The sequence below is a fragment of the Caulobacter radicis genome (genome assembly GCF_003094615.1).
GTDB classification, from domain to species: Bacteria; Pseudomonadota; Alphaproteobacteria; order Caulobacterales; family Caulobacteraceae; genus Caulobacter; species Caulobacter radicis.
On the sequence record NZ_QDKO01000020.1, the window covers coordinates 235,446 to 259,305 of the forward strand.

Consider the following 23,860-nt stretch of genomic DNA (forward strand, 5'->3'; position numbering starts at 1 on the left):
ACCGTGCCCAATCTCGCACACGGCATCGAGGCCAAGGACGTCAAGGCCAAGATCGCCCTTCTGATCAGCAACCTCGTCGACATCACCGACGAGACGGGCGAGTTCCTGCTGCGCCTCGACGACGGCCGCGTCATCGACACCAAGGGCTGGAACGACTGGGAATGGACCCACGGCGTGGGCCTCTACGGCCTGTGGAAGCAGTACGAGATGTACGGCGACGAGCGCGCCTTCGACATCATGACCAAGTGGTTCGCCGACCGCTTCGAGGCCGGCACCCCGACCAAGAACATCAACACGGTCTCGCCGTTCCTGACCCTGGCCTACCTGTACGAGGCCACCGGCGACCACACCTACATCCCCTACCTCGAGACCTGGGCCGACTACGTCATGTACGAGGGTCCGCGCACCGAGGAAGGCGGCTTCCAGCACATCGTCTTCAACAGCGAGAACCCGCAGCAGCTGTGGGACGACACGCTGATGATGAGCGTGCTGCCGCTGGCCAAGATCGGCCTGCTGCTCGATCGCCCCGACTTCGTCGAGGAGGCCAAGCGCCAGTTCATGGTCCACATCAAGTACCTGGCCGACCGCAAGACCGGCCTGTGGTTCCACGGCTGGACCTTCGAGGGCCGTCACAACTTCGCCGACGCCCTGTGGGCCCGCGGGAACTGCTGGGTGACGATCGCCATCCCGGAATTCATCGAGCTGCTCGACCTGAAGCCGGGCGACGGCCTGCGCGCCTTCCTGATCGACGCCCTGGAAGCCCAGATCAAGGCCCTGACCGAGTACCAGGACCAGGAAACCGGCCTGTGGCACACGATCATCAACGACAAGACCTCGTACCTTGAAGCCTCGGCCACGGCCGGCTTCGCCTACGGCGTCCTGAAGGCCGTGCGCAAGCGCTACATCGGCAAGGAATACGAAGCCGTCGCCATCCGCGCCATCAAGGGCGTGCTGGCCAACATCGACGACGCCGGCGAACTGCAGCAGGTCTCGTTCGGCACCCCGGTGTTCGACACGATCCAGGGCTACAAGGACATCCCGCTGACCTCGATGCCGTACGGCCAGTCGCTGGCCATGCTGGCCCTCGGCGAGTTCCAGCGCGCCTTCATCTAAGCCGCTGCTTCGGTCCGTTGCGTGGTCCTCGTCCTTCGACAAGCTCAGGATGAGGACCACCCATAGGCCCGGCCGCTAGAGAAACCTCACCCTGAGCCTGTCGAAGGGCGAGGTTTTCGGCTCAGACGCCAGACACTTCGAACTACCCAGTTTGGTCGATCGACCGGACCGGACTTGGGGGGCGACAAGACCCCCTTCTCTTGGGAATGAAACGAACATGGCCACGCCAGACGCCCGCAAACCGTCCTGGATCAACTATTGGGGCTGGGGCTCCGGCGACATGCTGGGGGCCGGCGCGCAAGCCGTGATCACCGGCTGGCTGGCCTACTTCTTCATCACCTTCTGCGGACTGTCGCCGGTCGAGACCGGCCTGATCCTGGGCCTGCCGCGCCTGCTCGAGGCGATCACCTGCCCGCTGATCGGCTATATCTCCGACAACCTGCGCCACACCTGGATCGGCCGTAAGGTCGGGCGGCGGAAGATCTTCCTGCTGCTGACGATCCCGCTGCTGCCCAGCTTCGCCCTGATCTTCGTCTCGGGCCAGACCTTCACCTACTACCTGGTGACCTTCATCTTCTTCGAGTTCGTCTACACGATGTTCCTGATCCCGTGGGAAACCCTCGCGGCGGAAATGACGAAGGATTACAAGGAGAAGGCCAAGTTCGCGGGCGCCCGCATGCTGATCGCCCAAAGCTCGGCGATCCTGGCCTCGTACCTGCCCACGCTGATCATCAACAACTTCGGCGGCAAGGACAGCTCCAACACCTTCCTGATCATGGCGGCCATCTTCGGCGGCCTGTTCAGCCTGGTCGTCGTGCTGGTGGTGCTGTTCACCTGGGAACGCCCCTACACCGACGACGAGAAGCTGATCCAGCCCGAGCCCATGGACTGGGGCAAGGCCGCGCTGATCCCGGTCAACATGTTCCGCGACCTGTTCTCGACCCTGAAGCTGAAGGCCTTCCGCCAGCACCTGTCGCTGTACCTGGGCGGCTACATCAGCCAGGACATCTTCAACACCGCCTTCCCGCTGTTCGTGGCCACGGTGATGGTCGGCTCGACCCTGGTGATCTCCCAGGCGATGACGATGATGTACTTCGCCCAGCTGATCTCGGTGATGATCGCCATCCGCGTGATCATCAAGACCGGCCCGACGGCCGCCTACCGCATGGCCATCAGCTTCGTCTGCGCGGCCCTGCTGCTGTTCCTGGGCTTCTACCTGGTCAAGCCGGCCGGTTTCGCCGCGGGCGTCGAGGGCCTGCACGGCAACATCTTCAACGCCGCCGGTTCGGGCTTCAACCCCACGGTCCTGTTCTGGCTGTTCCTGCCGATCATCCTGGCGGGCCTGGGCCGCGGCACGCTGAACTTCGTGCCCTGGGGCGTCTACAACTACCTGCCCGACGTCGACGAGGCCGTCACCGGCCAGCGCCGCGAGGGCATCTTCGCCGGCGTCATGACCTTCGTGCGCAAGATCGCCCAGTCGGGCGCCATCCTGCTCACCACCACCCTGCTGGGCCTGGGCGGCTTCGTCTCGGGCGGCAAGGGCCAGGTGGTCCAGCAGACGCCGCAGGCGATCCACACCCTGGTGCTGATCATGGTCGGCGGCCCGATCCTGGTGATGGTCACCGGCATGATCATCTCGTGGAAGTTCCGCCTCAACGCCAAGACCCACGAGGTCCTGGTCCACGAGGTCGAACGCCTGCGCGCCGGCGCCACGGAAGCCGAGACGCCGGAATCCAAGGCCATCGTCGAGGACCTCACCGGCTGGAAGTACGAACGCCTCTGGGGCCGCGGCGAAAAGGCCAGGCCCTCGGTCACCAGCGACCAGATCCCGGATATCAACTGAGACTGAAACTAGAGCCCTTCCCCCTCGATGGGGGAAGGGTTGGGATGGGGGTGGAACCGCGCGTTCCGCCCCCATTTTCGTTTCAGGACTACAGGAACCTCCCCCTCTGGGGGAGGCGGCCGAAGGCCGGTGGGGGGAAGTTTTCAACCGCCGCGGCGTTAGCCAGCCCGCAATCACGCCCCCCACCGATCGCTTCGCGATCACCTCCCCCACAGGGGGAGGTTCCTTAAAACCTAAGCCGCCTCCGCCTGCCCCCAGCGCGCCACCATCTCCAGCAGCCGCCCAGGATTGATCGGCTTGCCCAGGTGGTCGTCCATGCCGGCGGCCATGCAGGTCGCCACCTGCTCGGGCAGGACGTTGGCGGTCATGGCCACGATCGGGGTGCGGATCCCCATGGGCTCCAGGGCGCGGATGCGACGGGTGGCGGTCAGGCCGTCCATCACCGGCATCTGCACGTCCATCAGGACGAGGTCGTAGCCCTTGCCGGCCTTGAAGGCGTCGACCGCCGCCACCCCGTCCACGGCCATGTCCACCTCGACCTCGAACGGCGCCAGCAGGGCGCCGATCAGTTCGCGGTTGGCCGCGTTGTCCTCGACCAGCAGCAGCCGCACGGGCCGTTCCAGCGGCGCCGGCTGGGACGCGACGGGCAGGTCGTTGGCCACGCTCTCGGTCACCGGCAGCTCGACCTCGAACCAGAACGTCGAGCCGCGCCCCTGCGCGCTCTCGACGCCGATGCGCCCGCCCATGGCCTCGATGATCCGCTTGCAGATCGCCAGGCCCAGGCCCGTGCCGCCGAACCGCCGCGCGACCCCGGCGTCGGCCTGGATGAAGCGCTCGAACACCGCCTCGTGCATGTCGTCGGGCAGGCCGATGCCGCTGTCGCGCACCGCCATCCGCAAGCGCTGGCCCGCGGCCGTGCCGGTCTGCTCGACGCTGATGACGATCTGCCCCTCGCTGGTGAACTTCACCGCGTTCGACAGAAAGTTCAGCATCACCTGGCTCAGCCGCGCCGCGTCGCCCAGCAGCGGCGTGAGGCCGGGCCCGAACTCGATCAGCACCGGCAGGCCCTTGGCCTGGGCCTGGCTCTCGATCAGGGCCGCGGCCGAGCGGGCGATGTCGCAGGGCTTGAACGGCTCGGCGTCCAGCTCCAGTCCCGCCTCCAGGCGCGAGAAGTCCAGCACGTCGTTGATGACGCCCAGCAGCGTGTTGCTGGCCTCGTGGATCAGGCGCACCTGCCGCGCGTCGGTCTCGCCCAGGCCCGACGACTGCCGAAGCAGGCCCGAAAAGCCGATGATCGCCGTCAGCGGGGTGCGCAGCTCGTGGGTCATGTTGGCCAGGAAGTCGGCCTTGGCCGCGGCGGCCGCCTGGGCCTCCTGCGCCGCCTGGGCCAGTTCCTGCGCCAGGCGCTTGCGCTCGGTGATGTCGCGGCTGGTGGCGATGAAGCCGCCGCCCTCCTCCTTGGGCACCAGCGAATAGGTGCTCTCGATCCAGATCTCCTGGCCGTCCTTGCGGCGGAACCGGTACTCCAGCGTGCTGCTGTCGCTGGGGCTCTGCAGCGCGCGGATGGCCGCGACGGCCTTGGCGCCGTCCTCGTCGCTGACGCCCAGCAGGTTGGGCGCGACCAGGAACTGCGCGGGGGTGTAGCCCGTCAGCCGCTCGATGGCCGGCGAGTTGTAGCGCCGCCGGCCGTCCGGCCACCACATCGACAGGGCGTCGGTCAGGTTGTTGGCCAGGATGCGGTACAGCGACTCATGCTCTCGCAGGCGCGACAGGGTCTGCTCGGCCTCGCGACGCCGGCGTTCGGCCTCCTCGGCCGTCTGGCGCTGGATCTTCAGGCTGTGCGAGAGGTCCCGCTTGGCGGCCTTCAGGTTCAGGCGCTGGCTGTGCAGGAAGTAGAACAGCGGCCCGCCCACGATGACGACGATGACCATCGTCATCCACGGCGTGAAGACCTCGGCCCGCTTCAGGATCAGGATGTTGACGCAGTAGTCCGTCGTCACGGCCATCAACGCGGCCAGAACGACAGTCGCAACGGTTCTCAGGAACGTGGCTAGAAACATGGCCCCAGGGTCGACGTCACGCCGGATCGAACGGCTCGATCCCGCCCCTTGTCGCTCATCTATGAGGCGAAGGTGCTAAAATCGACGCGTCGCGCGCGTTTAATCGCGCCTCGCGACGCTAAGCCGCACCGTACGGACGCCCGGCCAAGGCCTCCGGCGCGACCGGCTGGCCGTCGACCCGCACCGGCGAGCGGGCGTCGGCGTTGCCGTCCAGCGACAGCCCCGTCACCTCCAGCCCCCGCACGTGCCGCGCCCACAGGCCCCAGGCCGGCGGATCGCCGAACATGCGGGGCTCGGGATAGGCGTCCTCCAGCTCCGGCGGCTCGACGCCCGCCTCTTCCGCCCCGCCCAGGAACGACAGGTTCAGGTTCTCCAGCCGCACGTCCTCGATCGGATGGCCTGGCAGGCCCGCCAGGATCACCGGCAGGTCGGCGAAGGCGCCCTCGCCGTCCAGGTTGCGCACGCTCACCCGGCGCAGCGCGCCCGGCCGGGTTCCCTCGGGCCCGCGCAGCCGCGCGCCCAGGCGCAGGAACAGCGGCGAACTGGTCATCTCGACCAGCCGCACGTTCTCGATCTCGACGTCCTCGATGGTCCCGCCGTCGACGGTCTCCAGCGCCAGCCCCCGCGAGCGTTCCAGCACGCAGTCGGCGATGCGGATCCGCCGGAAATCGCCGTTGCTCTCGGTGCCGATCTTGATGCGGCCGGTGACCCGGTCCTGGTCGGGCGACAGCCGCTGCTCGCGGCCCAGCGTGCCGTCCAGCACCGTGCCCAGGTCGAAGCCAGAGACGTGGCAGCCGACGATCTCGACGTCCTGCGTCGGCAGCGCCTCGCCCAGGGCCATCGAGGCCTTCAGCACGATGGCGTCGTCATTGGGCGTGTTGACCCGGCAGCCGCTGATCCGCACGCGACTGCAGCCGTCGATGTCCAGCCCGTCGCGGTTGGTGTCGACCAGCAGGTTCTCGATCGTCAGATCCTCGCAGCCCGTGGCCAGCACAGCGAAGTGCCCGCCACGCACCAGCGTGAAGCCCGACAGCCGCACCTTGCGGCAGCGCTTCAGCCCGATGGCCTTGTTGCCCTGGCCGATCATCGCCGCCCGCTCGGGCACGAGTTCCGCCATCGCCTCGGCCGATAGGCCGACCATGCTCAGCGGAAACTCGCCCGCCTGCCGCCGCCAGCGCGAACCCGGGCCCTCGCGGGTCAGGCCCTCGCCGTCGATGCGCCCTGGGCCCTCGATCGCCACGTCCTCCAGGTCCTCGCCCCAGATCAGGCTGTTGCGCCAGTGGCTGTGGCCGAAGTCCTGGTAGAGGTCGTGCGGGTTCTCCTCGGGCGGATCGTAGGACCCGCCATGCCGCGCGGGATCGGCGGCGACCAGCACGCAGCCCTCCTCCAGCTTCAGCGTCACGCCGCTGGCCAGCCGGATCGAGAAGCAGAGATACCGCCCCGCCGGCAGCCGCACGGTCCCGCCGCCGGCCGCGCCGGCGGCCTGGATGGCGGCGTTGATCGCGTCGCTGTCCAGCGCCTGCCCGTCGCCCCTGCCGCCGAAGCCCGTGACGTCGAAGGTCACGTGTAGAGGCCGTGGCGGCGCAGGAACGGCGGCAAGAGCTGCGGCCAGCCCATGTCCATGCCCTGCGGACCGGTCACGCCGAAGCCGTGGCCGCCCTTCTCGAACATGTGCAGCTCGCTGGGCACGCCCGCCGCGCGCAGGGCCGAATAGAGCAGCAGGGAGTTGTCGGCCGGCACCACCTTGTCGTCGGCGGCGGTGGCGATGAAGGTCGGCGGCGTGTCGGCCGGCACGTCCAGCTCCAGCGAGGCGGCCTTGCGGCGCGCGTCCGAGGCGTCGCCGGCCAGCAGCTCCTTCATCGAGGCGCCATGCGCGAACGGCGCCTGCATGGTCACCACCGGATAGAACAAGCCCGCCACCGACGGCCGGGTCGACAGCTGGTCGATGGCGTCGATCGGCGCATAGGTCTCGCGCTTGAACTGGGTCGACAGGCGCCCGGCAAGGTGGCCGCCAGCCGAGAAGCCCATCACGCCGACGCGCGCCGGGTCCAGGCCCAGCTCGCCGGCCCGCGAGCGGATGATGCGGATGGCCCGCTGGGCGTCCTGCAAGGCCACGTCCGGTCCCGCCGCCCAGCCGTCGGCCGGCAGGCGGTAGGTCATGACGAAGGCGGTCACGCCCTGGTCGGCGATCCACCTGTCGATCGCCCCGCCGGCCTTGCTGACCGCCACGCGCTTGTAGCCGCCGCCGGGGATCATCAGGATCGCCGCGCCGTTGGGCTTTTCCGGACGCCGCATCATCAGCACCGGGTCGGTGATGTTGAGGAACGCCGTGTCGTTGGGATCGCCGCCCGGCGTGCGCAGGATGACCTGCTCCTTGACGGTGACCTTCTCGCCGCCCGGGGCCTTGCCCGGCCAGATCGGCTGGATCTCCAGGGACGGCTTCACGGCCGGGGTCGCCTGGGTGGTTTGGGCCAGGGCCGGGCTGGCGGCGGTCGCGCCGGCCAGGGCCAGCAGGGAGCGACGGTCGATCATCGGGAAACCTCGCGAGTATTCAGTTGCCGCGCAGGGCCGCGTTGCTGCGGGCCGCGCTGGGAGCCATGACGAAGCTGTCGGGCGGCGTCGGCCTGGCCGGATCGAACGACCCGGCGTCGGCGGCAAGATGGCGCGCCAGCTCGGGCACGCCGGCCTTGATCCCCTCCACGATGCAGCGGGCCAGCTCATAGGCGCCGTAGTTGTCGTGGTGGGTGATGTCCTTGCCGCCGTCGGCGAAGGCCTTGGGCGACTGCACGGGCCCCAGCGCCTCGTAGAAGACGCGGCTCATCGCCGCCAGGTCAATGACAGGCACGCCGAGCTCGGCGCCCACCGCCAGCACCGCGGCCGGATAGTCGCCGTGGGTGTTGATGATCCTGCCCTCGCCGTCGAACCGCCGGCGATGCATCGAGGTCACCAGCACGGGCGTGGCCTTCCTGCGCCGGAACTCGCCGACATAGGCCCGCAGGTAGTCGCGATAGGTGCTGTCGGCGGCCACATAGGTCTGCGGCCAGTTTTCCTTCTGGTCGTTGTGGCCGAACTGGATCAGCGCGAAATCGCCGGCCCGCGTCTGGCTCAGCACCTTGTCCAGCCGGTGCTCCATCAGGAACGACTTCATGGTCTCGCCGGACTCGGCGTGGCTGGCCACCGACACCGTCGGGGCGAAGAACCGCGGCAGCATCTGGCCCCAGCCCGCGGCCGGCTCGAACGGCTGGTCGGTGACCGTGGAGTCGCCCAGCAGGAAGACGCGCGGCACGCTGGCGGCCTCGACGGTCATCCGCGCCACCTTCGGCGCCGGGCCGCAGAACTCGACGGTCAGCCTGTCGTCCCAGTTGGGCGTGCCCTTCTCGCGCGGATTGAGGATCACGCCGGTCCCGCCCGGGGCGTTCTTGGGCGGCGGCGGCAGCGAGGCGTCGCGGGTGTTGACCACGAACACCACCTCGCGGCGCTCCTTGGCCTTGGTGCGGATCTGCTCGGCCATCAGCCGGCGGGACTCGGCCTTGACGGTCAGGTCGGCGCCGCCCTCGACCTCCAGGGTCACGCGCCAGTCGCCCTCCGGAACGGCGACCGAGAACGACCGCCTCTCGCCCGGCTCGAAGCCGTAGCCCGTGGCCGCATCATACAGGCGATCGGCGGCGACGGGCGTGAAGCCCTCGCGCGGCTTGGCGGTGAAGTCGAACCTGCGGGCCGTCATCTGCGCCTCCAGCGCCGTGGCGGCGGTCGCGGGCGCCAGCAGCAAGCCGGCCAGAACACTGCGTCGCGCGAGCTGCATCCTGGATTCGCCTCCCCCTTCGTACCGCGACCCGCGGCCGTCATTCTGAGGCCGGACCATCCCGAAGAACGGGCGCGGACGCAAGATATTTCACATATCGCCACGCGAACTCATCATGTGGGATTCAATTGCCATCCCATCCACAGCCACGGTCGAAACCCGGCTTGCGACGCAGCCGAGGCCCGACTATGTTCCGCGCCGCTTCTCACGGCCTTCCGTGTCGACAGCGGGCCGGTAGCTCAGTGGTAGAGCATTCGACTTTTAATCGAATGGTCCTGGGTTCGAATCCCAGCCGGCCCACCAAACCTTCCTCGAAAACCTGAACGAAATCAGCCCCGAACTGGACATCCAGCGGGGACCGGCGTGGCCGCGTTCATCCTGCCGCCCAATCTAGGCCGTAGTCGGCCCGCAACTTCCGCGACCTCTTCGGGGGGCTGTTCGATTCGTACGCGACACGGCGGATGACGACACGGCTTCTCGCGCGTTAGGGTCAAGTCATGCGAAGTCTGCTCCTCCTCGCCGCCGCGCTGCCCCTGCTGGCCGCCTGCGCCACCACGCGCGAGCCCGCTCCCCAGGTCTCCACGGCTCCGGCCGAGGTCGAGAACCCCGACAAGATCCAGACCACCTCCGAGGCCAACAAGGACGGCTTCTCCGGCGCCGTCACCGCCCCGCTGCGCGACGTCAACCTGATGCGCACCAAGATCCCGGCCGTGCTGCTGGAGGCCATGCAGGACCCCTACGCCCGGCCCCAGCCCTCCAGCTGCGGCCAGCTGACCGCCCTGGTGAAGCCGCTCGACGCGGCGCTGGGGATCGACCTCGACCAGGTGCCGCCGGGCGAGGACGAGGACCTGATGGACCGGGGCCGCAAGGCCGCCGGCGACGCGGCCCTGGGCGCCATGGCCAGCGCCGCCCAGGACCTGATCCCGATGCGCGGCTGGGTGCGCAAGCTGTCGGGCGCCGAGAAGCACGACCGCATGGTCCAGTCGGCCATGGCCGCCGGCGCCGTGCGCCGCGCCTATCTCAAGGGCCTGGGCGAGGCGCGCGGCTGCATGCCGCCGGCCACGCCCCAGCACCGCGGCGAGGCCCAGCCCGAACCGGCCAAGAAGCGCCGCTTCCCGTTCATGGGCGGCAAGGACGAGCCGCCGCCCCCGCCGCCCAAGCCCAAGCCCTCGGTGGTCGGCCCCACCGTCGAGCCGATTCCCGACGTCCACGCCCCGCCGGCCGCGGACGCCCCGCCCGAAACCGCCAAGGGCAAGCGCAAACCCGCCTACCCCATCACCCCCGTCCCCGCCGCCCCGCAACCGGTCCAGCCGGCGACGCCGCAGGGGCCGACCAGCGACTGAATCGCCAAGATCCTCCCCCTGAAGGAGGAGGTGGCCCGAAGGGCCGGAGGGGGAAGTGCCTGATGACGTCAGCGCACCCCAACGTCGGCGATCCCTTCCCCCTCAGTCGGCTTCGCCGACAGCTCCCCCTTCAGGGGGAGCATCTTGGATGCCGGACGGGGATAGACCCAGCTCCATCCCCGGTGAATTCGCCAAAGAACCGAACGAACTCAACGTACTACAACTTTCTCAGCCAAACTTATCAGACGCGCCCAGCCCTGGGTCATAATCAAACCCGTCCCCGCTATGGGGAGGGCTCTTGGTACCGGCCCAAGCGTGGCGAGGACCGCATCGAGCGGGGCCGCTCGGAGCGTCATGGGAAAAGGCGGGTTTGCAGGAGCGCTCAGAAGGCGCGATTGGGCCGCCAAGCCGTCCATGGCGTAACGAGCGGGTCGACAGGGCCGGGATCGTTCAAACCGGCCTAACAGGATCAGCCGAGGCCGCCGCCGGATTACCGCGGGGCTATTGGTCCTGCCCGTCCGTGGGACAGCCGGGTCCAGGGTTGAAACAGCACCCGCGCCTCCGGCCCTTCGGAATAACGACGCGGCGGAGCGGTCGACGAAGCCGAAACGCTAAACAAACCCACGGTCCCCGGGCTCCGCCCGGCCGCTCCGCGCCTCCCCGACCTAACGCGCATCCGCGCGGGAGAATGCGAAGCCGTGTCTTGAGGAACCTCCCCCCGTGGGGGAGGCGATCGCGCAGCGATCGGTGGGGGGAGTGACTACGAACTCACCCACCACCCCGAAAGCTGAAACCGCCCCCCCACCGGCCTTCGGCCGCCTCCCCCAGGAGGGGGAGGTTCCTCGCCAAAGATCCTCCCCCTGAAGGGGGAGGTGGCCCGGAGGGCCGGAGGGGGAAGTGTCTGACGAGACAGCGACCGCCCCAAACCCAGCAGTCCCCTCCCCCTCAGTCGGCGGAGTTTATCCTCGGGCCGGCCTTTGGCCGGACCCGGGGGCGACAGATCCCCCTGAAGGGGGAGCATCTCTGGCTCTAATGCGAAATGCTCTTCCACACCGCGCCGGCCGCCTCGACGAACGCCTTGGCCGCCGCGCTGTCGGGAGCCGCCAGCACCACCGGCCGGCCCGCGTCGCCCGCTTCGCGGACGCTCATCTCGATCGGCACCTGGGCCAGCACCGGCGTTCCGATCGCCTGCGCCTCGGCCACGCCGCCGCCCGAGCCGAAGATCGGGATCGGCGCGCCCGTCGCCGGGTCGGCGAAGAAGGCCATGTTCTCGATGAGGCCCAGGATCGGCGTCGCGGTCTTGGCGAACATCGCCGCCGCGCGGCGCGCGTCGATCAGGGCGATCTCCTGCGGCGTGGTGACCAGCACCACTCCGTCGATGCGCAGCTTCTGGACCAGGGTCAGGTGGATGTCGCCGGTGCCCGGCGGCAGGTCGACGACCAGCACGTCCAGCGGCTCGGCCTCGCTGCCCCAGGCCACGTCATGGATCAGCTGGCGCACCGCCGACGAGGCCATCGGCCCGCGCCAGATCATCGCCCTGCCCTCGTCGACCATGAAGCCGATCGACATCAGCTTCACGCCGTGGGCTTCCATGGGCAGCAGCTTCTTGTCCTCGAAGGTCGGCTCGCCGTCGACGCCCATCATGCGCGGGGCCGAGGGGCCGTAGATGTCGGCGTCCAGCAAGCCCACCTTCAGGCCCAGCCCCGCCAGGGCGCAGGCCAGGTTGGTCGAGACCGTCGACTTGCCCACCCCGCCCTTGCCCGAGGCCACGGCGATGACGTGGCGCACGTGAGCGGGCTTTTCCGAGGCCGGCGGCGGGCCGACCTGGGCCTGCGGGTCGTCGGCGACACGGGCGCCCTTGCGCACCCGCGTGGTCTCGGCCGGGGCCTGGGCGGTCAGCACCACCTGGGCGCGGGTGATCCCGGGCAGCGCGGCCAGGGCCTTCTCTGCCGCCTCGCGCACCGGGCCATAGCCGCCGACCCGCGCGGCCGGAACCTCCAGGACGAAGCCCGCCTTGCCTTCGCGCACCACCAGGCCCTGCACCAGGCCGGCCTTGACCAGGCCAAGACCGGTGGCCGGATCCTCGATGCGATCCAGGGCCTCGCGGGCGTCTTCGGGGGTGGCGGAAGGGGTCGCGGTCACGTCTTTGTCTTGCCTTGTCGTGCGGGGGTCCTCATATCCGCGTACGGGGGGGCTTTTACAACCCCGCCATCCGCAAGAACGAGCGACGGGAAGATAGCGCCGCCCATGCCCTGGAACGACAACGCCGGACCCGGCCCCTGGGGCTCTCCCCCGCCGGGCGACGACAAGAACGACGGTGGGCGGAACAAGTCCGACCCCGGCCGCCGCCCCGCATCCGGCCCGCCTGGCGTTCCGCCGCCTCCGATCGACGTCAGCGAGCTGGTCGAGCGGGTCACCGAGCGCCTGCGCGCCACCTTCGGCGGCCCCGGCCGCGGCAAGGCGATCATGCTGGGCGCCGGCGCCGTGGTCGGCCTGTGGCTGCTGACGGGAACCTATGTCGTCCAGCCCAACCAGCAGGGCGTGGTCACCACCTTCGGCGCCTATAGCCGCACCAGCAATCCTGGCCTGCGCTATCACCTGCCCTGGCCGTTCGAGGCCGTGCAGCGCGTGCCCGTCACCTCGATCCAGACCCTCGACATCGGCGGCGTGCCCGGCGCCGAGGTCCCGGCCGAGCGCCTGATGCTGACCGGCGACGAGAACATCGTCGACCTGTCGTTCACGGTGCAGTGGCGCGTGTCCGACGCCGGCAAGTACGTGTTCAACGTCCGCGAGCCGAACGTCGTGCTCAAGGACGTGGCCGAAAGCGCCATGCGCGAGGTGGTCGGCAAGACCGCCCTCACCCCGATCCTCACCAACGGCCGCGGCGAGGTCGAGGCCCAGACCCGCCTGCTGATGCAGCGGGTGCTCGATCGCTACGACATCGGCGTCTATGTCGAGGGCGTCCGCATCCAGGTGGCCAACGCCCCCGAGCCGGTCGTCGACGCCTTCCGCGACGTGCAGCGCGCGGCCCAGAACGCCCAGTCGGCCGCCAACGTCGCCCGCGGCGAGGCCGCCCAGGTGATCCAGCAGGCCAAGGGCTATCGCGAGCAGGTGGTGCGCGAGGCCTCGGGCGACGCGGCCCGCTTCAACCAGGTCTACGATCAGTACAAGCTGGCCCCGGCCGTGACGCGCGAGCGCCTCTATATCGAGACCATGCAGCGCGTGCTGGCCAACTCCAACAAGGTCATCGTCGACAACAAGGGCGCCAACGCGCCGGTGATCCTGCCGTCGGACACCTTCCGCGCCAGGCCCGTCGCCCCGGCCGCCGCCGCCGCCCCTGCCGCCACCGACGGAGTCGCCCGATGAGCCGCCCCGCCAGCAACACGCCCCTGATCGCCGCCGGCGTGGCCGCGGTCGGCGCGCTGATCCTCGTCAGCACGACGGTCTACAAGGTCGACCAGCGCCAGCAGGCCCTGGTGGTCCGCTTCGGCGACCCGGTCGCCGTGGTCACCGCGCCCGGCCTGCACCTGAAGTCGCCGATCGACAACGTGCTGCGCTTCGACAAGCGCAACATCGACCTGTCGGCCAACCAGGAGGAAGTCACCGCCGCCGACCAGCAGAAGCTGGTGGTCGACGCCTTCGTCCGCTACCGGATCTCCGACACCCGCCAGTTCTTCCGGGCGCTGGGCAGCGAGACCGTGGCCCGCGACCGCCTGGACCGCATCGTCAACGCCGCCCTGCGCGAGCAGATCGGCCGCGCCGACTCCGGCGACGTGATCGCCGGCAAGCGGGCCCAGATCATGGCCGCGATCCGCGACGAGGTGGCGCGCCAGGTCAAGGCCTCGGACCTCGGGATCCAGATCATCGACGTGCGCATCAAGCGCGCCGACCTGCCCGAGCCCAACCAGCAGGCCGTCTACGAGCGGATGCAGACGGCCCGCAAGCAGGAGGCCGCCGAACTGCGCGCCATCGGCGAGCAGCAGCGCCGCGAGATCGTCGCCACCGCCTACGAGGAAGCCGAAAAGATCCGAGGCGAGGCCGACGCCCAGCGCGCCCAGCTGTTCGCCTCCAGCTTCGGCCGCGACCCGTCCTTCGCCGCCTTCTACCGCTCGATGCAGGCCTACGAGCAGTCGATGGGCAAGGGCGACACCACCTTCGTCCTGTCGCCCGACAGCGCCTACTTCAAATACTTCGACAAGGGTCCCGGGGGATAAGATCCTCCCCCTGTGGGGGAGGTGGCCCGAAGGGCCGGAGGGGGGACGTTTTCAGCTTCCGCCATGTCCGAACGTCTTCCCCCCACCGATCGCTGCGCGATCACCTCCCCCACAGGGGGAGGTTTCTTGGGTCCTCACCCCGCCCGCTTCAGCAGGTCCAGCACCACGTGCAGGCTGTCGGCGATGTGGACGCACTTCTCGTGCATCTCCTCGGTGGGATCGAGGATGTCGGGCACCATGATGGTCATCATCCCCGCCCCGTGCGCCGCGCGGACGCCGGGGTGGGAATCCTCCAGCGCCAGGCAGGCCAGCGGATCGACCCCCAGCCGCTGGGCGGCCAGCAGGTAGGGATCCGGGTGCGGCTTGTGGCGCGTCACGTCGTGGTGGGCGACCACCGCGTGGAACCGGGGAAGGAGATCGAAGCGGCCCAGATAGCGCTCCACCGCCGGCAGGCCGTTCGAGGTGGCGATGGCGCGGGGCAGGCCCAGCTCGTCCAGGTGGTCGAGGATCTCCTGCACCCCGTCCTTCAGCCGGATCTCGGCCTTGAGCAGCAGCTCGACGTCGGCCCACAGCCGCTCGAAGAACGGCTTGACGGGAAAGGTCTCGCCATAGAGGTCGCGCAGCATCACCGCGCATTCGGGATTGGTCTTGCCGACCATCGAGGCGTAGGTCGCCGCGGTGACCGGAACCCCGAACGCCTGGCCGGCGTCGATCATCGCGGCGCGATAGACGGTCTCGGTGTCGAGCAGCAGGCCGTCCATGTCGAAGACCACCGCCTCGACACGGCGCGGGAAGCTCACTGCGCGAACTCCTCGGCGCGATAGCCCTGGAAATACAGCAGCGCGGTCAGGTCGGCGTGGTCGACCTTCGCATGGGCCTGGGCCGCGACGATCGGCTTGGCGCGGTAGGCGACGCCCAGGCCCGCGGCCTCGATCATCGCCAGGTCGTTGGCGCCGTCGCCCACGGCCAGGGCGTCGGCCGGGGTCAGGCCCAGGGCGGCGGTCTCCTCGTTCAGGGCGGCCAGCTTGGCCTCCTTGCCTAGGATCGGATCGCCGACCTCGCCGGTCAGGGCGTCGCCCTGCTCGATCAGGGTGTTGGCGCGGTTCAGGTGGAAGCCGGCGGCCTGCGCCACCCGGCTGGTGAAGAAGGTGAAACCGCCCGAGACCAGGGCGCAGCGGGCGCCGTGGGCGGCCATGGTCTTGACCAGCGTCTCGGCGCCGGGGTTGAGCCGCACGCGCTCGTCGAAGCAGGTCTGCAGCGCCGAGGTCGAAAGGCCCTTGAGCATGCCGACCCGCTCGCGAAGGGCGCCCTCGAAGGCCAGCTCGCCCCGCATGGCGCGCTCGGTGATCTCGGAGACCTGCGCCTTCACGCCGGCGAAGTCGGCCAGCTCGTCCAGGCATTCGACATTGATGATCGTCGAGTCCATGTCGGCGATCAGCAGGCGCTTCCTGCGGTTCAGGGCGGGCTGGATCGCGAAGTCGACGGGCTTGTCGCCGATGGCGGCGATGACCCGGTCGCGGACCGGGGCGGCCTCGCCCTCGAAGGTCACGTCGACGGCGTCCGGGCCGAGCGGAACGATCTGGCCCAGCGCAAGAGCGGCGGCGAGAGTTTCGGCCTCCGGGCCGACGAGGGTCAGGACGTGCATGGCGGGGCGGCTAAGCCAGTCGCCCCCCGCCGTCAACCCGCATTAGTTCGTGCTGATGCCCGTGCAGCGCTGCAAGAGCGCCATGGCGGCCCGCTTGCCGGCGGCCTCGTTGCTCTCGCCCGGCTCGGGCTTGACGCTCTCGAACAGGAAACCCAGGCCGTCCTCATAGACCTTGGTCGGCTTCACGCCCTGCTCGGCGCCGTCCTCGAAGGCCTCGTCCATCATCATGCGTCCCTTGGCGCCGAAGGCCTCCAGCATGAACTGCGCGCCGCGCCCGTCATTGCCCTTCTGGGCGAAGAGCTGCGGATAGCTGGTCGCCACCTTGCCCAGGATCACCAGCACCGCGCCGCAGCCGGCCTTTTCCCGCGAGGTCAACTCGGCCGGCGCGGGCGCGGCCTGGGCGGCTGGCGGCGGCGCCTTGGCCTTGGCGGCCTCGGTGGTGGCGGCCTGGACGGATCCGGCCGTCAGGAAGGCGACCATCGCGGCCGCGATCATGTATGTACGCTTCATGGACCGTGACGCCCCCCATGCAACCGTCGAAACGCCCTTTGCACCCGACTCGCGCGTCTGGATGATCGCTGGCCCCACCGCCAGCGGCAAGTCGGCCTATGCCCTGGACCTGGCTGAGCGCACCGGAGCCGAGATCGTCAACGCCGACTCGATGCAGATCTATGCCGGCCTGCGGGTGCTGACGGCCGCTCCGTCTCCCGCGGAAGAAGCCCGCGCCCCGCACCACCTGTTCGGCGTCGCCGACGCGGCCGAGGGCTGGTCGGTGGGGCGCTGGCAGGCGGCGGCCGTCAGGGCCCTGCACGACATCGCCGCTCGCGGCCGTCCCGCCATCGTCGTCGGCGGCACCGGCCTCTATTTCCGCGCCCTGACCCACGGGCTGGCCGACGTGCCGCCGGTGCCCGAAAGCCAGCGCGAGATCTCCGGCCTGCTCTACGCGGCCCAGGGCGAGGCCGCCTTCCGCGACCTGCTGCGCCCCCTCGACCCCGCAGCCGAGGCCCGGATCGAGAGCGGCGACCGCCAGCGCCTGGTCCGCGCCCATGCCGTCGCCGTGGCCACCGGCCGCGCGCTGTCAGACTGGCAGGCCGACACCCGGCCCGCGCTGCAGCCCGGCGAATGGAGCGGCGTGGTCCTGGATCCGCCGCGCGCCGAGCTCTACGCCCGCTGCGACACGCGGCTGGGCCTGATGGTCGAGCACGGCGCGCTCGAAGAGGTCGCCGCGATGGAGGCGCGGCGTCTCGATCCGGCCCTGCCCGCCCTCAAGGCCGTCGGATATCGCGAACTGGCCGCCCACCTGCGCGGCGAAACCAGCCAGGACCAGGCCCTCGACGCCGCCCGCCAGGAGACCCGCCGCTACGCCAAGCGCCAGCTCACCTGGTTCCGGAACCAGACGTCGGACTGGTCGCGGCTCTCGCCGGGGGCCGTTCCGTCAGCTTGACGCCCGACGCCAGCAGGCCCGGTCGGACGCGCTGCTCGTACTCGGCCTTGAACAGGACCGCACTGCGCGCCTGGACGATCGCCCCCAGGCGGTCGGACGCCCGCGCCACTTCCGGAAGCTCCAGGCCGCACGGTGCATCAGGCCCGCTCAGCGTCTCTCCCGCCTCGGTCTCCGTGAGGATCCGGGTCATCGGTTCGGTGCAGGCCGTCTGGCCGGTGATCGAGGTGAAGCAGAAGTCCCGCTGGTGATAGGCCTCGATGATCCACCGGCACTTGAAGGCCAGTCCCTCGCCCTGCGTCGCCAGAGCCGCCTCCTCCCTGGCCGACATCTTCAGGAAGACCGCCTGCCGCGCCAGCGCGGCTTCCGATCGTTCGCCCTTGACCAGGACCAGCGGCCGATCCTCGGTCGCGATGGACACCAGGCGATGCATGGCCGGCGGCTCGGCGACGGCCGCTGGCGGCGTATCGGCCTGTGGCATTTTGATCTCCCCCTCAACTCACGCGTCAGCTTCGCGCACGGTCGCGGTAGACGGCAAGTCCGACGCGAGACGGCGCCCCCATGCGCGCAGCCGCAAGATTACAGGCAGAGCGTGACCGACAGACGGCCATCGCGCGCAAGCTCATTGCGCCCAGCACGATGAGACCGAAGCAAGTTGCCGCCAAAGAGATCGCCAGCACGTCCAATCGAGGTCTTTTATTGCGTCAAACCGCGCCTTGACGCCCCTCCGCGAGCATGGCATTCCCCGATCATCCATTTGGAGCAACACTCGTGCGCACCACCATGATCGTACTTATGGAGCGGCCGTTCACGGCGTGACCTCGAAGTCACGTTGATAGATCGGTCGCGCGCACAAAGGTCCTTCGGGGCCTTTTTTCTTTTCCGCCGCCGCCAAAGCCCAGTTTCACGTCCATCCGGGACTTCCGCCATGACCGCCCACCAGACCATCGAGAGCAACGCTCCCGCAGACGCCGCGAACCGCGCCATGACCGGCGCCGAGATCGTGGTTCGCGGCCTCGTGGACCAGGGCGTCGAAGTCCTGTTCGGCTATCCGGGCGGCGCGGTCCTGCCGATCTACGACGCGCTGTTCCACGAGCCGCGCCTGCAGCACATCCTGGTCCGCCACGAGCAGGGCGCGACCCACGCCGCCGAAGGCTATGCGCGCTCGTCGGGCAAGCCGGGCGTCGTCCTGGTCACCTCGGGCCCTGGCGCCACCAACGCCATCACCGGCATCATGGACGCCCTGATGGACTCGATCCCGATGGTCGTCATCACCGGCCAGGTCCCCACCCACCTGATCGGCACCGACGCCTTCCAGGAAGCCGACACCGTCGGCATGACCCGCTCGTGCACCAAGCACAACTACCTGGTCAAAGACGTTCGCGACCTGCCGCAGATCATCCACGAAGCGTTCAAGATCGCCACCACCGGCCGTCCCGGCCCGGTGCTGATCGACATCCCCAAGGACGTCCAGTTCGCCAAGGGCGAATACTACGGCCCGACGGAAGTCGCCTCGAGCCACGCCTATTCGCCGCGCATCAAGGGCGACGCCGGCCGCATCGCCGAGGCCGCCAGGATGATCGCCCAGGCCCGTCGGCCGATCTTCTACACCGGCGGCGGCGTCATCAACGCCGGCCCCAAGGCCAGCCAGGCCCTGCGCGAGTTCGCCGCCCTGACCGGCGCGCCGGTCACCTCGACCCTGATGGGCCTGGGCGCCTTCCCGGCCGCCGATCCGGCGTGGCTGGGCATGCTGGGCATGCACGGCACCTTCGAAGCCAACAACGCCATGCACGACTGCGACGTGATGATCTGCGTCGGCGCCCGCTTCGACGACCGCGTCACCGGCCGCCTGGACGCCTTCTCGCCGGGCAGCAAGAAGATCCACATCGATATCGACGCCTCGTCGATCAACAAGAACGTCCGCGTCGACCTGCCGATCGTCGGCGACGCCGGCAGCATCCTGGAAGACCTGATCGAGGCCTGGAAAGCCGCCGGCCACCAGCCCAACAAGGCCGCCCTGACCGACTGGTGGACCCAGATCGACGCCTGGCGCGCTCGCCAGTGCCTCGCCTACAAGCGCTCGGACACGGTCATCAAGCCGCAGTACGCCATCCAGCGCCTGTACGAGCTGTCCAAGGACAAGGACGTCTACATCACCACCGAGGTCGGCCAGCACCAGATGTGGGCCGCGCAGTTCTTCCGCTTCGAGGAGCCGAACCGCTGGATGACCTCCGGGGGCCTCGGCACCATGGGCTACGGCCTGCCCGCCGCCCTGGGCGTGCAGCTGGCCCACCCCAAGAGCCTGGTCGTCGACATCGCCGGCGAAGCCTCGATCCAGATGTGCATCCAGGAGCTGTCGACGGCGATCCAGTTCGACCTGCCGGTCAAGATCTTCATCCTGAACAACGAATGGATGGGCATGGTCCGCCAGTGGCAGCAGCTGCTGCATGGCGAGCGCTACAGCCACTCCTATTCCGACAGCCTGCCCGACTTCGTGAAGCTGGCCGAGGCCTATGGCGCGGTCGGCATCCGCTGCTCGGATCCGGCCGAGCTCGACGCCAAGATCCTGGAGATGATCAACAGCGACAAGCCGGTGATCTTCGACTGCCGCGTCGAGAAGCACGAGAACTGCCTGCCGATGATCCCCTCGGGCAAGGCCCACAACGAGATGATCATGGGCGAGGTCGAGGACATCGGGAACGTCATCGGCGAAGAGGGCGCGGGGCTGGTCTGATCGACCTCGCCCTTCGCGACACACTGTTCTAGGCTCGATTCATGACCGCAAACGTCCAACCCGCCCCCGCCTCGGCCTATGACCTCAGCCCCAACGAGCAGGCCGAGCAGACCGCGACCTTCGCCCTGCTGGTCGACAACGAGCCGGGCGTGCTGCACCGCGTGGTCGGCCTGTTCGCCGCCCGCGGTTACAACATCGAGAGCCTCACGGTGGCCGAGACCGACCGCAAGGCCCACACCAGCCGCATCACCGTGGTCACCCGCGGCACGCGCCAGGTGCTCGACCAGATCGAGGCCCAGCTGAACAAGGTGGTCAACGTCCGCCGCGTGCACGACGTGACCCGCGACCCCAATGGCGTCGAGCGCGAGCTGGCCCTGGTCAAGGTGCGCGGTTCGGGCCCCGAGCGCGTGGAAGCCCTGCGCATCGCCGACATCTTCCGCGCCAAGCCCGTGGACACCACGCTGGAAAGCTTCGTGTTCGAGATCTCGGGCGCGCCGTCGAAGATCGACAAGTTCCTCGACCTGATGCGTCCGCTGGGCCTGGTGGAACTTTCCCGCACCGGCGTCCTTTCCATCGAGCGGGGCTTCGAAGGGATGTAAGCCGCATGGGCGTCATCGGACCGGCCGTCATCGCGGGAGCCCTGGCGCTCGCGGCCCAGGCCCAGCCGGTCGCGCCCGTGGTTCCGGCCGCGCCCGCCCCGCCGCTCGATCCGGCGGTGTGGTGGTCGAACGAGATTCCCCGCCCTTCGTCAGAGATCGACCCGCTGGCCGGTCGCCGGCTGGGGCGCAAGGAACAGCCGGTCCCGATCGACAACGGCGTCGATCCCCTGCTTTACCGCCTGTGGGGCCTGCAGCCCTTGCAGACCCAGCTGGTGCGCGGCGGCGAACTCGTGCTCGAGGCCTGGGCCCGCCCGGCGCGCGGCGTCCGCCAGGCCGTGGTGCGCGTCACGGTGCGCCGCGACGGCCGCGCCTTCGTCCAGGCCCGCGCGGGCCTCGGCTGCTGCACCCCCGAGATTGGCCGCCGCGTCGACATCAACGCCGAACTGGCGGACGACCGCATCGCCGTACTCAAGGCCATGGCCGGCGATCCGGCCTGGGGCCAGCCCCGCAGCGTCATCGTCGACTACGGCGCCGGCGCGGTCGAAGGCGTCTGCGTCGACGGCGTATCCTGGGACGTGACCCTGCTGGTTCCCGGCCAGGCGCGCCACCTGCGCCGCGCCTGCGACGACGCCGAGGTCGGCTCGATCGCCGGCGTCCTCTCGGCCGTCGTCGGTGCGGCGGCGGGCCGCGATCCGCTGTTCGACGCGGTGCTGCCGCGCGGCGGCGACTTCTCGCGCCAGGCTGCGGCCTATGCCGACCTCAAGGCCCAGGGCGGCAAGCTGAAGGCCGGAACGTCCAGCCGCCCGCAGCCGCCAGCCGTGCCGGTCGCCGACGACGAGCCCGAACCGGTCGAGCCGCCCGCTCCCGTTACGCCCGAGCCTCGCTGACCGCAGATCCGTAGGATCGTGCAATCAACCCGGAGCATCGCTCTACCGGCTGGACAGCCGGCCCGGTCATATTGGCCTCGTTCCGCCGTAGCTCCCCTGCGGCGTTCCCCCAAACCAAACCCCAAGTCAAAGCCTGGCCATGACCCGCCACATGCCCCGTCGCGCGACGGCGGCGCCGCGCTGGTTCGCCATCGCCCTTTGGGCCGGCGCCTGCGCGATGGCCGCCCTGCCCGCCCTGCTCTCGTCCGCTTCCGCCTGGAGGATCCTGCCATGATGATCGATCACCTCCCTGTCTCCGGCGTCTGGTCCTCGCCCGATGGCCGCTTCAGCCTGGAGCTGCGCCCCGACGGCCGCTTCGTCGAGGTCCACGCCAACCCCGACAGCGTCTTCACCGGCGCCTACGTCCTGGTCGGCGAAACGCTGAAACTGTTCGAGGACCACGGCGCCGTGGTCACCGGCCGCCTCTCCGACGGCCGCCTCAGCCTGGGGACGGTTTAGCCGCGCCCCTTCCATCCGCGGCCCCGAGGGCCTATATTCAGTTTGTCCGGCTTCGGCCGAACTATGGGGATAAACGCGCACGTAATAAGCGGACTGGACCCGGGTGCGATTCCCGGCGGCTCCACCAAATCTCTCCCGAGTTATCACGGGACTGCATGGGGCCGATCAGCATCGACAGACGTGTAAAGGTGTTTGCTTTCTCTCGGCTTGGCCCACCGTTTCGGGCCTTTAAACTAAATGCGAACGATAACTTCGCTGAAGAGTTCGCCGTCGCTGCGTAATGCGGTGCAGGTGAATTCGCCTCTTAAGTCCTAGGGGTTCAGATCCCTAGGCGGGGCCCGGAGGGAGCCTGGCAACAGAATCCCTCCACTTTCCAGGAATGTGGACGGCTCCCTCCTCTTTGCCAAAAGTGGAATGAGGGAGCCTGGCAACAGAATCCCTCCACTTTCTAGGAATGTGGACGGCTCCCTCCTCTTTGCCAAAAGTGGAATGAGGGAGCCTGGCAACAGAATCCCTCCACCTTCCAGAAATGTGGACGGCTCCCTTCTCTTCCGTATCCAGCGGATTCGAGGAGGCTGATGGTGGAAATCCGCCACTTTTCGAGCTCGCCGGTCGCCCTCGAAAATTTGTACGCCGCTACCGTATACGGGCGCCTTTGCCGCAGCCCCGCGACGGGTTACGCTGGCGGCTGGATTTGTCGTTTTTGCTTTATCGAAGACCCATGGCCCGCACTCCTCCGACCGAAGACCTGATGCAGTACGAGGCCATGGCCCAGGACGCCCTGCGTGGCGTCGTGAAGGCCGCGCTGAAGAAGGCCGCCGCGCCCGGCGGCCTGCCCGAACCGCACCATCTCTACATCACCTTCAAGACCCAGGCCCCCGGCGTCTCCGCGCCGCAGGACCTGCTCGGCAAGTACCCCGACGAGATGACGATCATCCTGCAGCACCAGTATTGGGACCTGGCGCCGGGCGAGACCTTCTTCTCGGTGACGCTGAAATTCGGCGGCCAGCCCAAGCGGCTGTCGATCCCGTACGCCGCCGTGACCCGCTTTTACGACCCGTCGGTTCAGTTCGCCTTGCAGTTCGAGGCGCCCGAGATCGAGCCCGCGCCGGTCGAGCCGGAACCCGAGCCCACCCCGCCCCCCGCCGACGGCGACGAGGCCCCCAAGATCATCTCCCTCGATCAGTTCCGGAAGAAGTAGGCCTTGAACGACGTCGTCTCGGAGGAGAAGAGCGCTCTTACCGACGAGGCGATACTCGCCCGCTTCACGGCTTCCAAGAACGCGCCGCCCAGCGCCCTGACGCTGGGCTTCAAGCTCATCGCCGTCAGCCAGGCCGAGCGGCGCGTCGAGATCGCCTTCGACGCCCGCGCCGACCTGCTGGCCAATCCGATGGGCCAGGTCCAGGGCGGCTTCGTCTGCGCCATGCTGGACGAGTGCATGTCGGTGGCCGGACTGATCACCTCGGGCATGACCCACGTGGTCCCCACGCTCGAAATGAAGACCAGCTTCCTGCGGCCGGCCATGCCCGGCCCGCTGCGCGGCGTCGGCCGCGTGGTGAAGTGGGGGAGAACCGTCTGCTTCATGGAAGGCGAGCTATACGACGCCGAGGGCCGTCTGCTGGCCACGTCGACGGGCACGGCCTTGCCGACGCCCTTCGCCAAGTTCAAGAAATAGGCGCGC

General features: G+C 69.1%; 23 protein-coding genes, 1 tRNA gene and 1 other RNA gene. 16 read left to right on the forward strand and 9 right to left on the reverse strand.

Going from position 1 to position 23,860, the window contains the following annotated elements:
• The first annotated feature begins 3 nt into the window (after window positions 1-3).
• Window positions 4-1,113 carry a beta-galactosidase BglB gene (gene bglB, locus DDF62_RS12770; RefSeq protein ID WP_109099342.1) on the forward strand — a complete coding sequence of 370 codons (1,110 nt, stop codon included), beginning with the start codon at window positions 4-6 and terminating at the stop codon, window positions 1,111-1,113.
• 217 nt (window positions 1,114-1,330) lie between these two features.
• On the forward strand, window positions 1,331-2,956 hold the full coding sequence (locus DDF62_RS12775) for an MFS transporter (protein WP_116489450.1): 1,626 nt from the start codon (window positions 1,331-1,333) through the stop codon (window positions 2,954-2,956).
• Between the two features lie 233 nt (window positions 2,957-3,189).
• Here DDF62_RS12775 and DDF62_RS12780 read toward each other — a convergent pair whose 3' ends face one another.
• The 4 genes from DDF62_RS12780 to DDF62_RS12795 form a co-directional block, all read right to left on the reverse strand.
• Window positions 3,190-4,962, reverse strand: a complete 1,773-nt coding sequence (locus DDF62_RS12780) for a PAS domain-containing hybrid sensor histidine kinase/response regulator (RefSeq protein ID WP_165832244.1) — start codon at window positions 4,960-4,962, stop codon at window positions 3,190-3,192.
• A 172-nt stretch (window positions 4,963-5,134) separates the two neighbouring features.
• A complete protein-coding gene (locus DDF62_RS12785) occupies window positions 5,135-6,580 on the reverse strand; it encodes a rhamnogalacturonidase (protein WP_116489452.1) in 1,446 nt (481 codons plus the stop codon).
• Window positions 6,577-7,548 (reverse strand): alpha/beta hydrolase, encoded by a 972-nt coding sequence (locus DDF62_RS12790; RefSeq protein ID WP_116489453.1) that lies wholly within the window; start codon window positions 7,546-7,548, stop codon window positions 6,577-6,579. Before DDF62_RS12790 ends, DDF62_RS12785 begins: the two co-directional genes overlap by 4 nt.
• 19 nt (window positions 7,549-7,567) lie before the next feature.
• Window positions 7,568-8,818 carry a rhamnogalacturonan acetylesterase gene (locus DDF62_RS12795; RefSeq protein ID WP_116489454.1) on the reverse strand — a complete coding sequence of 417 codons (1,251 nt, stop codon included), beginning with the start codon at window positions 8,816-8,818 and terminating at the stop codon, window positions 7,568-7,570.
• Window positions 8,819-9,046: 228 nt separating this feature from the next.
• On the opposite strand from DDF62_RS12795, the gene DDF62_RS12800 reads away from it, so the two are divergent.
• Both DDF62_RS12800 and DDF62_RS12805 read left to right on the forward strand, forming a co-directional pair.
• A tRNA-Lys gene (locus DDF62_RS12800) sits at window positions 9,047-9,121 on the forward strand.
• 194 nt (window positions 9,122-9,315) lie between these two features.
• Window positions 9,316-10,161, forward strand: a complete 846-nt coding sequence (locus DDF62_RS12805; protein ID WP_244286807.1) for a hypothetical protein — start codon at window positions 9,316-9,318, stop codon at window positions 10,159-10,161.
• 1,029 nt (window positions 10,162-11,190) lie between these two features.
• Here the strand turns inward: DDF62_RS12805 and DDF62_RS12810 are convergent.
• Window positions 11,191-12,303 carry an Mrp/NBP35 family ATP-binding protein gene (locus DDF62_RS12810; RefSeq protein WP_116489455.1) on the reverse strand — a complete coding sequence of 371 codons (1,113 nt, stop codon included), beginning with the start codon at window positions 12,301-12,303 and terminating at the stop codon, window positions 11,191-11,193.
• Window positions 12,304-12,408: 105 nt separating this feature from the next.
• On the opposite strand from DDF62_RS12810, the gene hflK reads away from it, so the two are divergent.
• Window positions 12,409-13,527: an FtsH protease activity modulator HflK gene (gene hflK, locus DDF62_RS12815; RefSeq protein WP_116489456.1), complete on the forward strand. Its 1,119-nt coding sequence runs from the start codon at window positions 12,409-12,411 to the stop codon at window positions 13,525-13,527.
• Window positions 13,524-14,375 carry a protease modulator HflC gene (hflC, locus tag DDF62_RS12820; protein WP_116489457.1) on the forward strand — a complete coding sequence of 284 codons (852 nt, stop codon included), beginning with the start codon at window positions 13,524-13,526 and terminating at the stop codon, window positions 14,373-14,375. Before hflK ends, hflC begins: the two co-directional genes overlap by 4 nt.
• A 134-nt stretch (window positions 14,376-14,509) precedes the next feature.
• On the opposite strand, the gene DDF62_RS12825 is transcribed toward hflC, so the two are convergent.
• The 3 genes from DDF62_RS12825 to DDF62_RS12835 are packed head-to-tail and all read right to left on the reverse strand — an operon-like array spanning window position 14,510 to window position 16,530.
• Window positions 14,510-15,175: an HAD family hydrolase gene (locus DDF62_RS12825; protein ID WP_116489458.1), complete on the reverse strand. Its 666-nt coding sequence runs from the start codon at window positions 15,173-15,175 to the stop codon at window positions 14,510-14,512.
• Window positions 15,172-16,020: a phosphoserine phosphatase SerB gene (serB, locus tag DDF62_RS12830; RefSeq protein ID WP_244286808.1), complete on the reverse strand. Its 849-nt coding sequence runs from the start codon at window positions 16,018-16,020 to the stop codon at window positions 15,172-15,174. The genes DDF62_RS12825 and serB overlap by 4 nt, the downstream gene beginning before the upstream one ends.
• Before the next feature lie 42 nt (window positions 16,021-16,062).
• A complete protein-coding gene (locus DDF62_RS12835) occupies window positions 16,063-16,530 on the reverse strand; it encodes a hypothetical protein (RefSeq protein ID WP_165832245.1) in 468 nt (155 codons plus the stop codon).
• A 61-nt stretch (window positions 16,531-16,591) separates the two neighbouring features.
• Here DDF62_RS12835 and miaA point away from each other — a divergent pair, with 61 nt between their 5' ends.
• Complete coding sequence (gene miaA, locus DDF62_RS12840) at window positions 16,592-17,464, forward strand: tRNA (adenosine(37)-N6)-dimethylallyltransferase MiaA (RefSeq protein ID WP_425267047.1); 873 nt, start codon at window positions 16,592-16,594, stop codon at window positions 17,462-17,464.
• Here miaA and DDF62_RS12845 read toward each other — a convergent pair.
• Window positions 17,397-17,942, reverse strand: a complete 546-nt coding sequence (locus DDF62_RS12845) for a hypothetical protein (RefSeq protein ID WP_116489461.1) — start codon at window positions 17,940-17,942, stop codon at window positions 17,397-17,399. The two genes, miaA and DDF62_RS12845, sit on opposite strands and share 68 nt — an antisense overlap.
• Before the next feature lie 290 nt (window positions 17,943-18,232).
• On the opposite strand from DDF62_RS12845, the gene DDF62_RS26660 reads away from it, so the two are divergent.
• The 9 genes from DDF62_RS26660 to DDF62_RS12880 all read left to right on the forward strand — a co-directional run bounded on the left by DDF62_RS26660 (window position 18,233) and on the right by DDF62_RS12880 (window position 23,854).
• Window positions 18,233-18,280 (forward strand): hypothetical protein, encoded by a 48-nt coding sequence (locus tag DDF62_RS26660; protein ID WP_370444040.1) that lies wholly within the window; start codon window positions 18,233-18,235, stop codon window positions 18,278-18,280.
• Between the two features lie 109 nt (window positions 18,281-18,389).
• Window positions 18,390-20,195, forward strand: coding sequence for an acetolactate synthase 3 large subunit (locus tag DDF62_RS12850; RefSeq protein WP_116489462.1), 1,806 nt, complete (start codon window positions 18,390-18,392; stop codon window positions 20,193-20,195).
• A gap of 41 nt (window positions 20,196-20,236) precedes the next feature.
• Window positions 20,237-20,794 carry an acetolactate synthase small subunit gene (gene ilvN / locus DDF62_RS12855; RefSeq protein ID WP_101717566.1) on the forward strand — a complete coding sequence of 186 codons (558 nt, stop codon included), beginning with the start codon at window positions 20,237-20,239 and terminating at the stop codon, window positions 20,792-20,794.
• A 5-nt stretch (window positions 20,795-20,799) separates the two neighbouring features.
• Entirely contained in the window at window positions 20,800-21,681 is an 882-nt protein-coding gene (locus DDF62_RS12860; protein ID WP_116489463.1) for a hypothetical protein, read from the forward strand.
• A 139-nt stretch (window positions 21,682-21,820) separates the two neighbouring features.
• Window positions 21,821-21,955, forward strand: coding sequence for a hypothetical protein (locus DDF62_RS26485; RefSeq protein ID WP_279629664.1), 135 nt, complete (start codon window positions 21,821-21,823; stop codon window positions 21,953-21,955).
• Complete coding sequence (locus tag DDF62_RS12865; RefSeq protein ID WP_116489511.1) at window positions 21,955-22,179, forward strand: Atu4866 domain-containing protein; 225 nt, start codon at window positions 21,955-21,957, stop codon at window positions 22,177-22,179. Before DDF62_RS26485 ends, DDF62_RS12865 begins: the two co-directional genes overlap by 1 nt.
• A gap of 5 nt (window positions 22,180-22,184) precedes the next feature.
• Window positions 22,185-22,550, forward strand: a transfer-messenger RNA (tmRNA) gene (gene ssrA / locus DDF62_RS12870).
• Window positions 22,551-22,900: 350 nt separating this feature from the next.
• The gene (locus DDF62_RS12875) at window positions 22,901-23,380 is read left to right on the forward strand and encodes an SspB family protein (RefSeq protein ID WP_116489464.1); all 480 of its coding nucleotides are present in this window, start codon (window positions 22,901-22,903) and stop codon (window positions 23,378-23,380) included.
• 3 nt (window positions 23,381-23,383) lie between these two features.
• Window positions 23,384-23,854: a PaaI family thioesterase gene (locus DDF62_RS12880; protein WP_116489465.1), complete on the forward strand. Its 471-nt coding sequence runs from the start codon at window positions 23,384-23,386 to the stop codon at window positions 23,852-23,854.
• The last annotated feature ends 6 nt before the right edge of the window (window positions 23,855-23,860 follow it).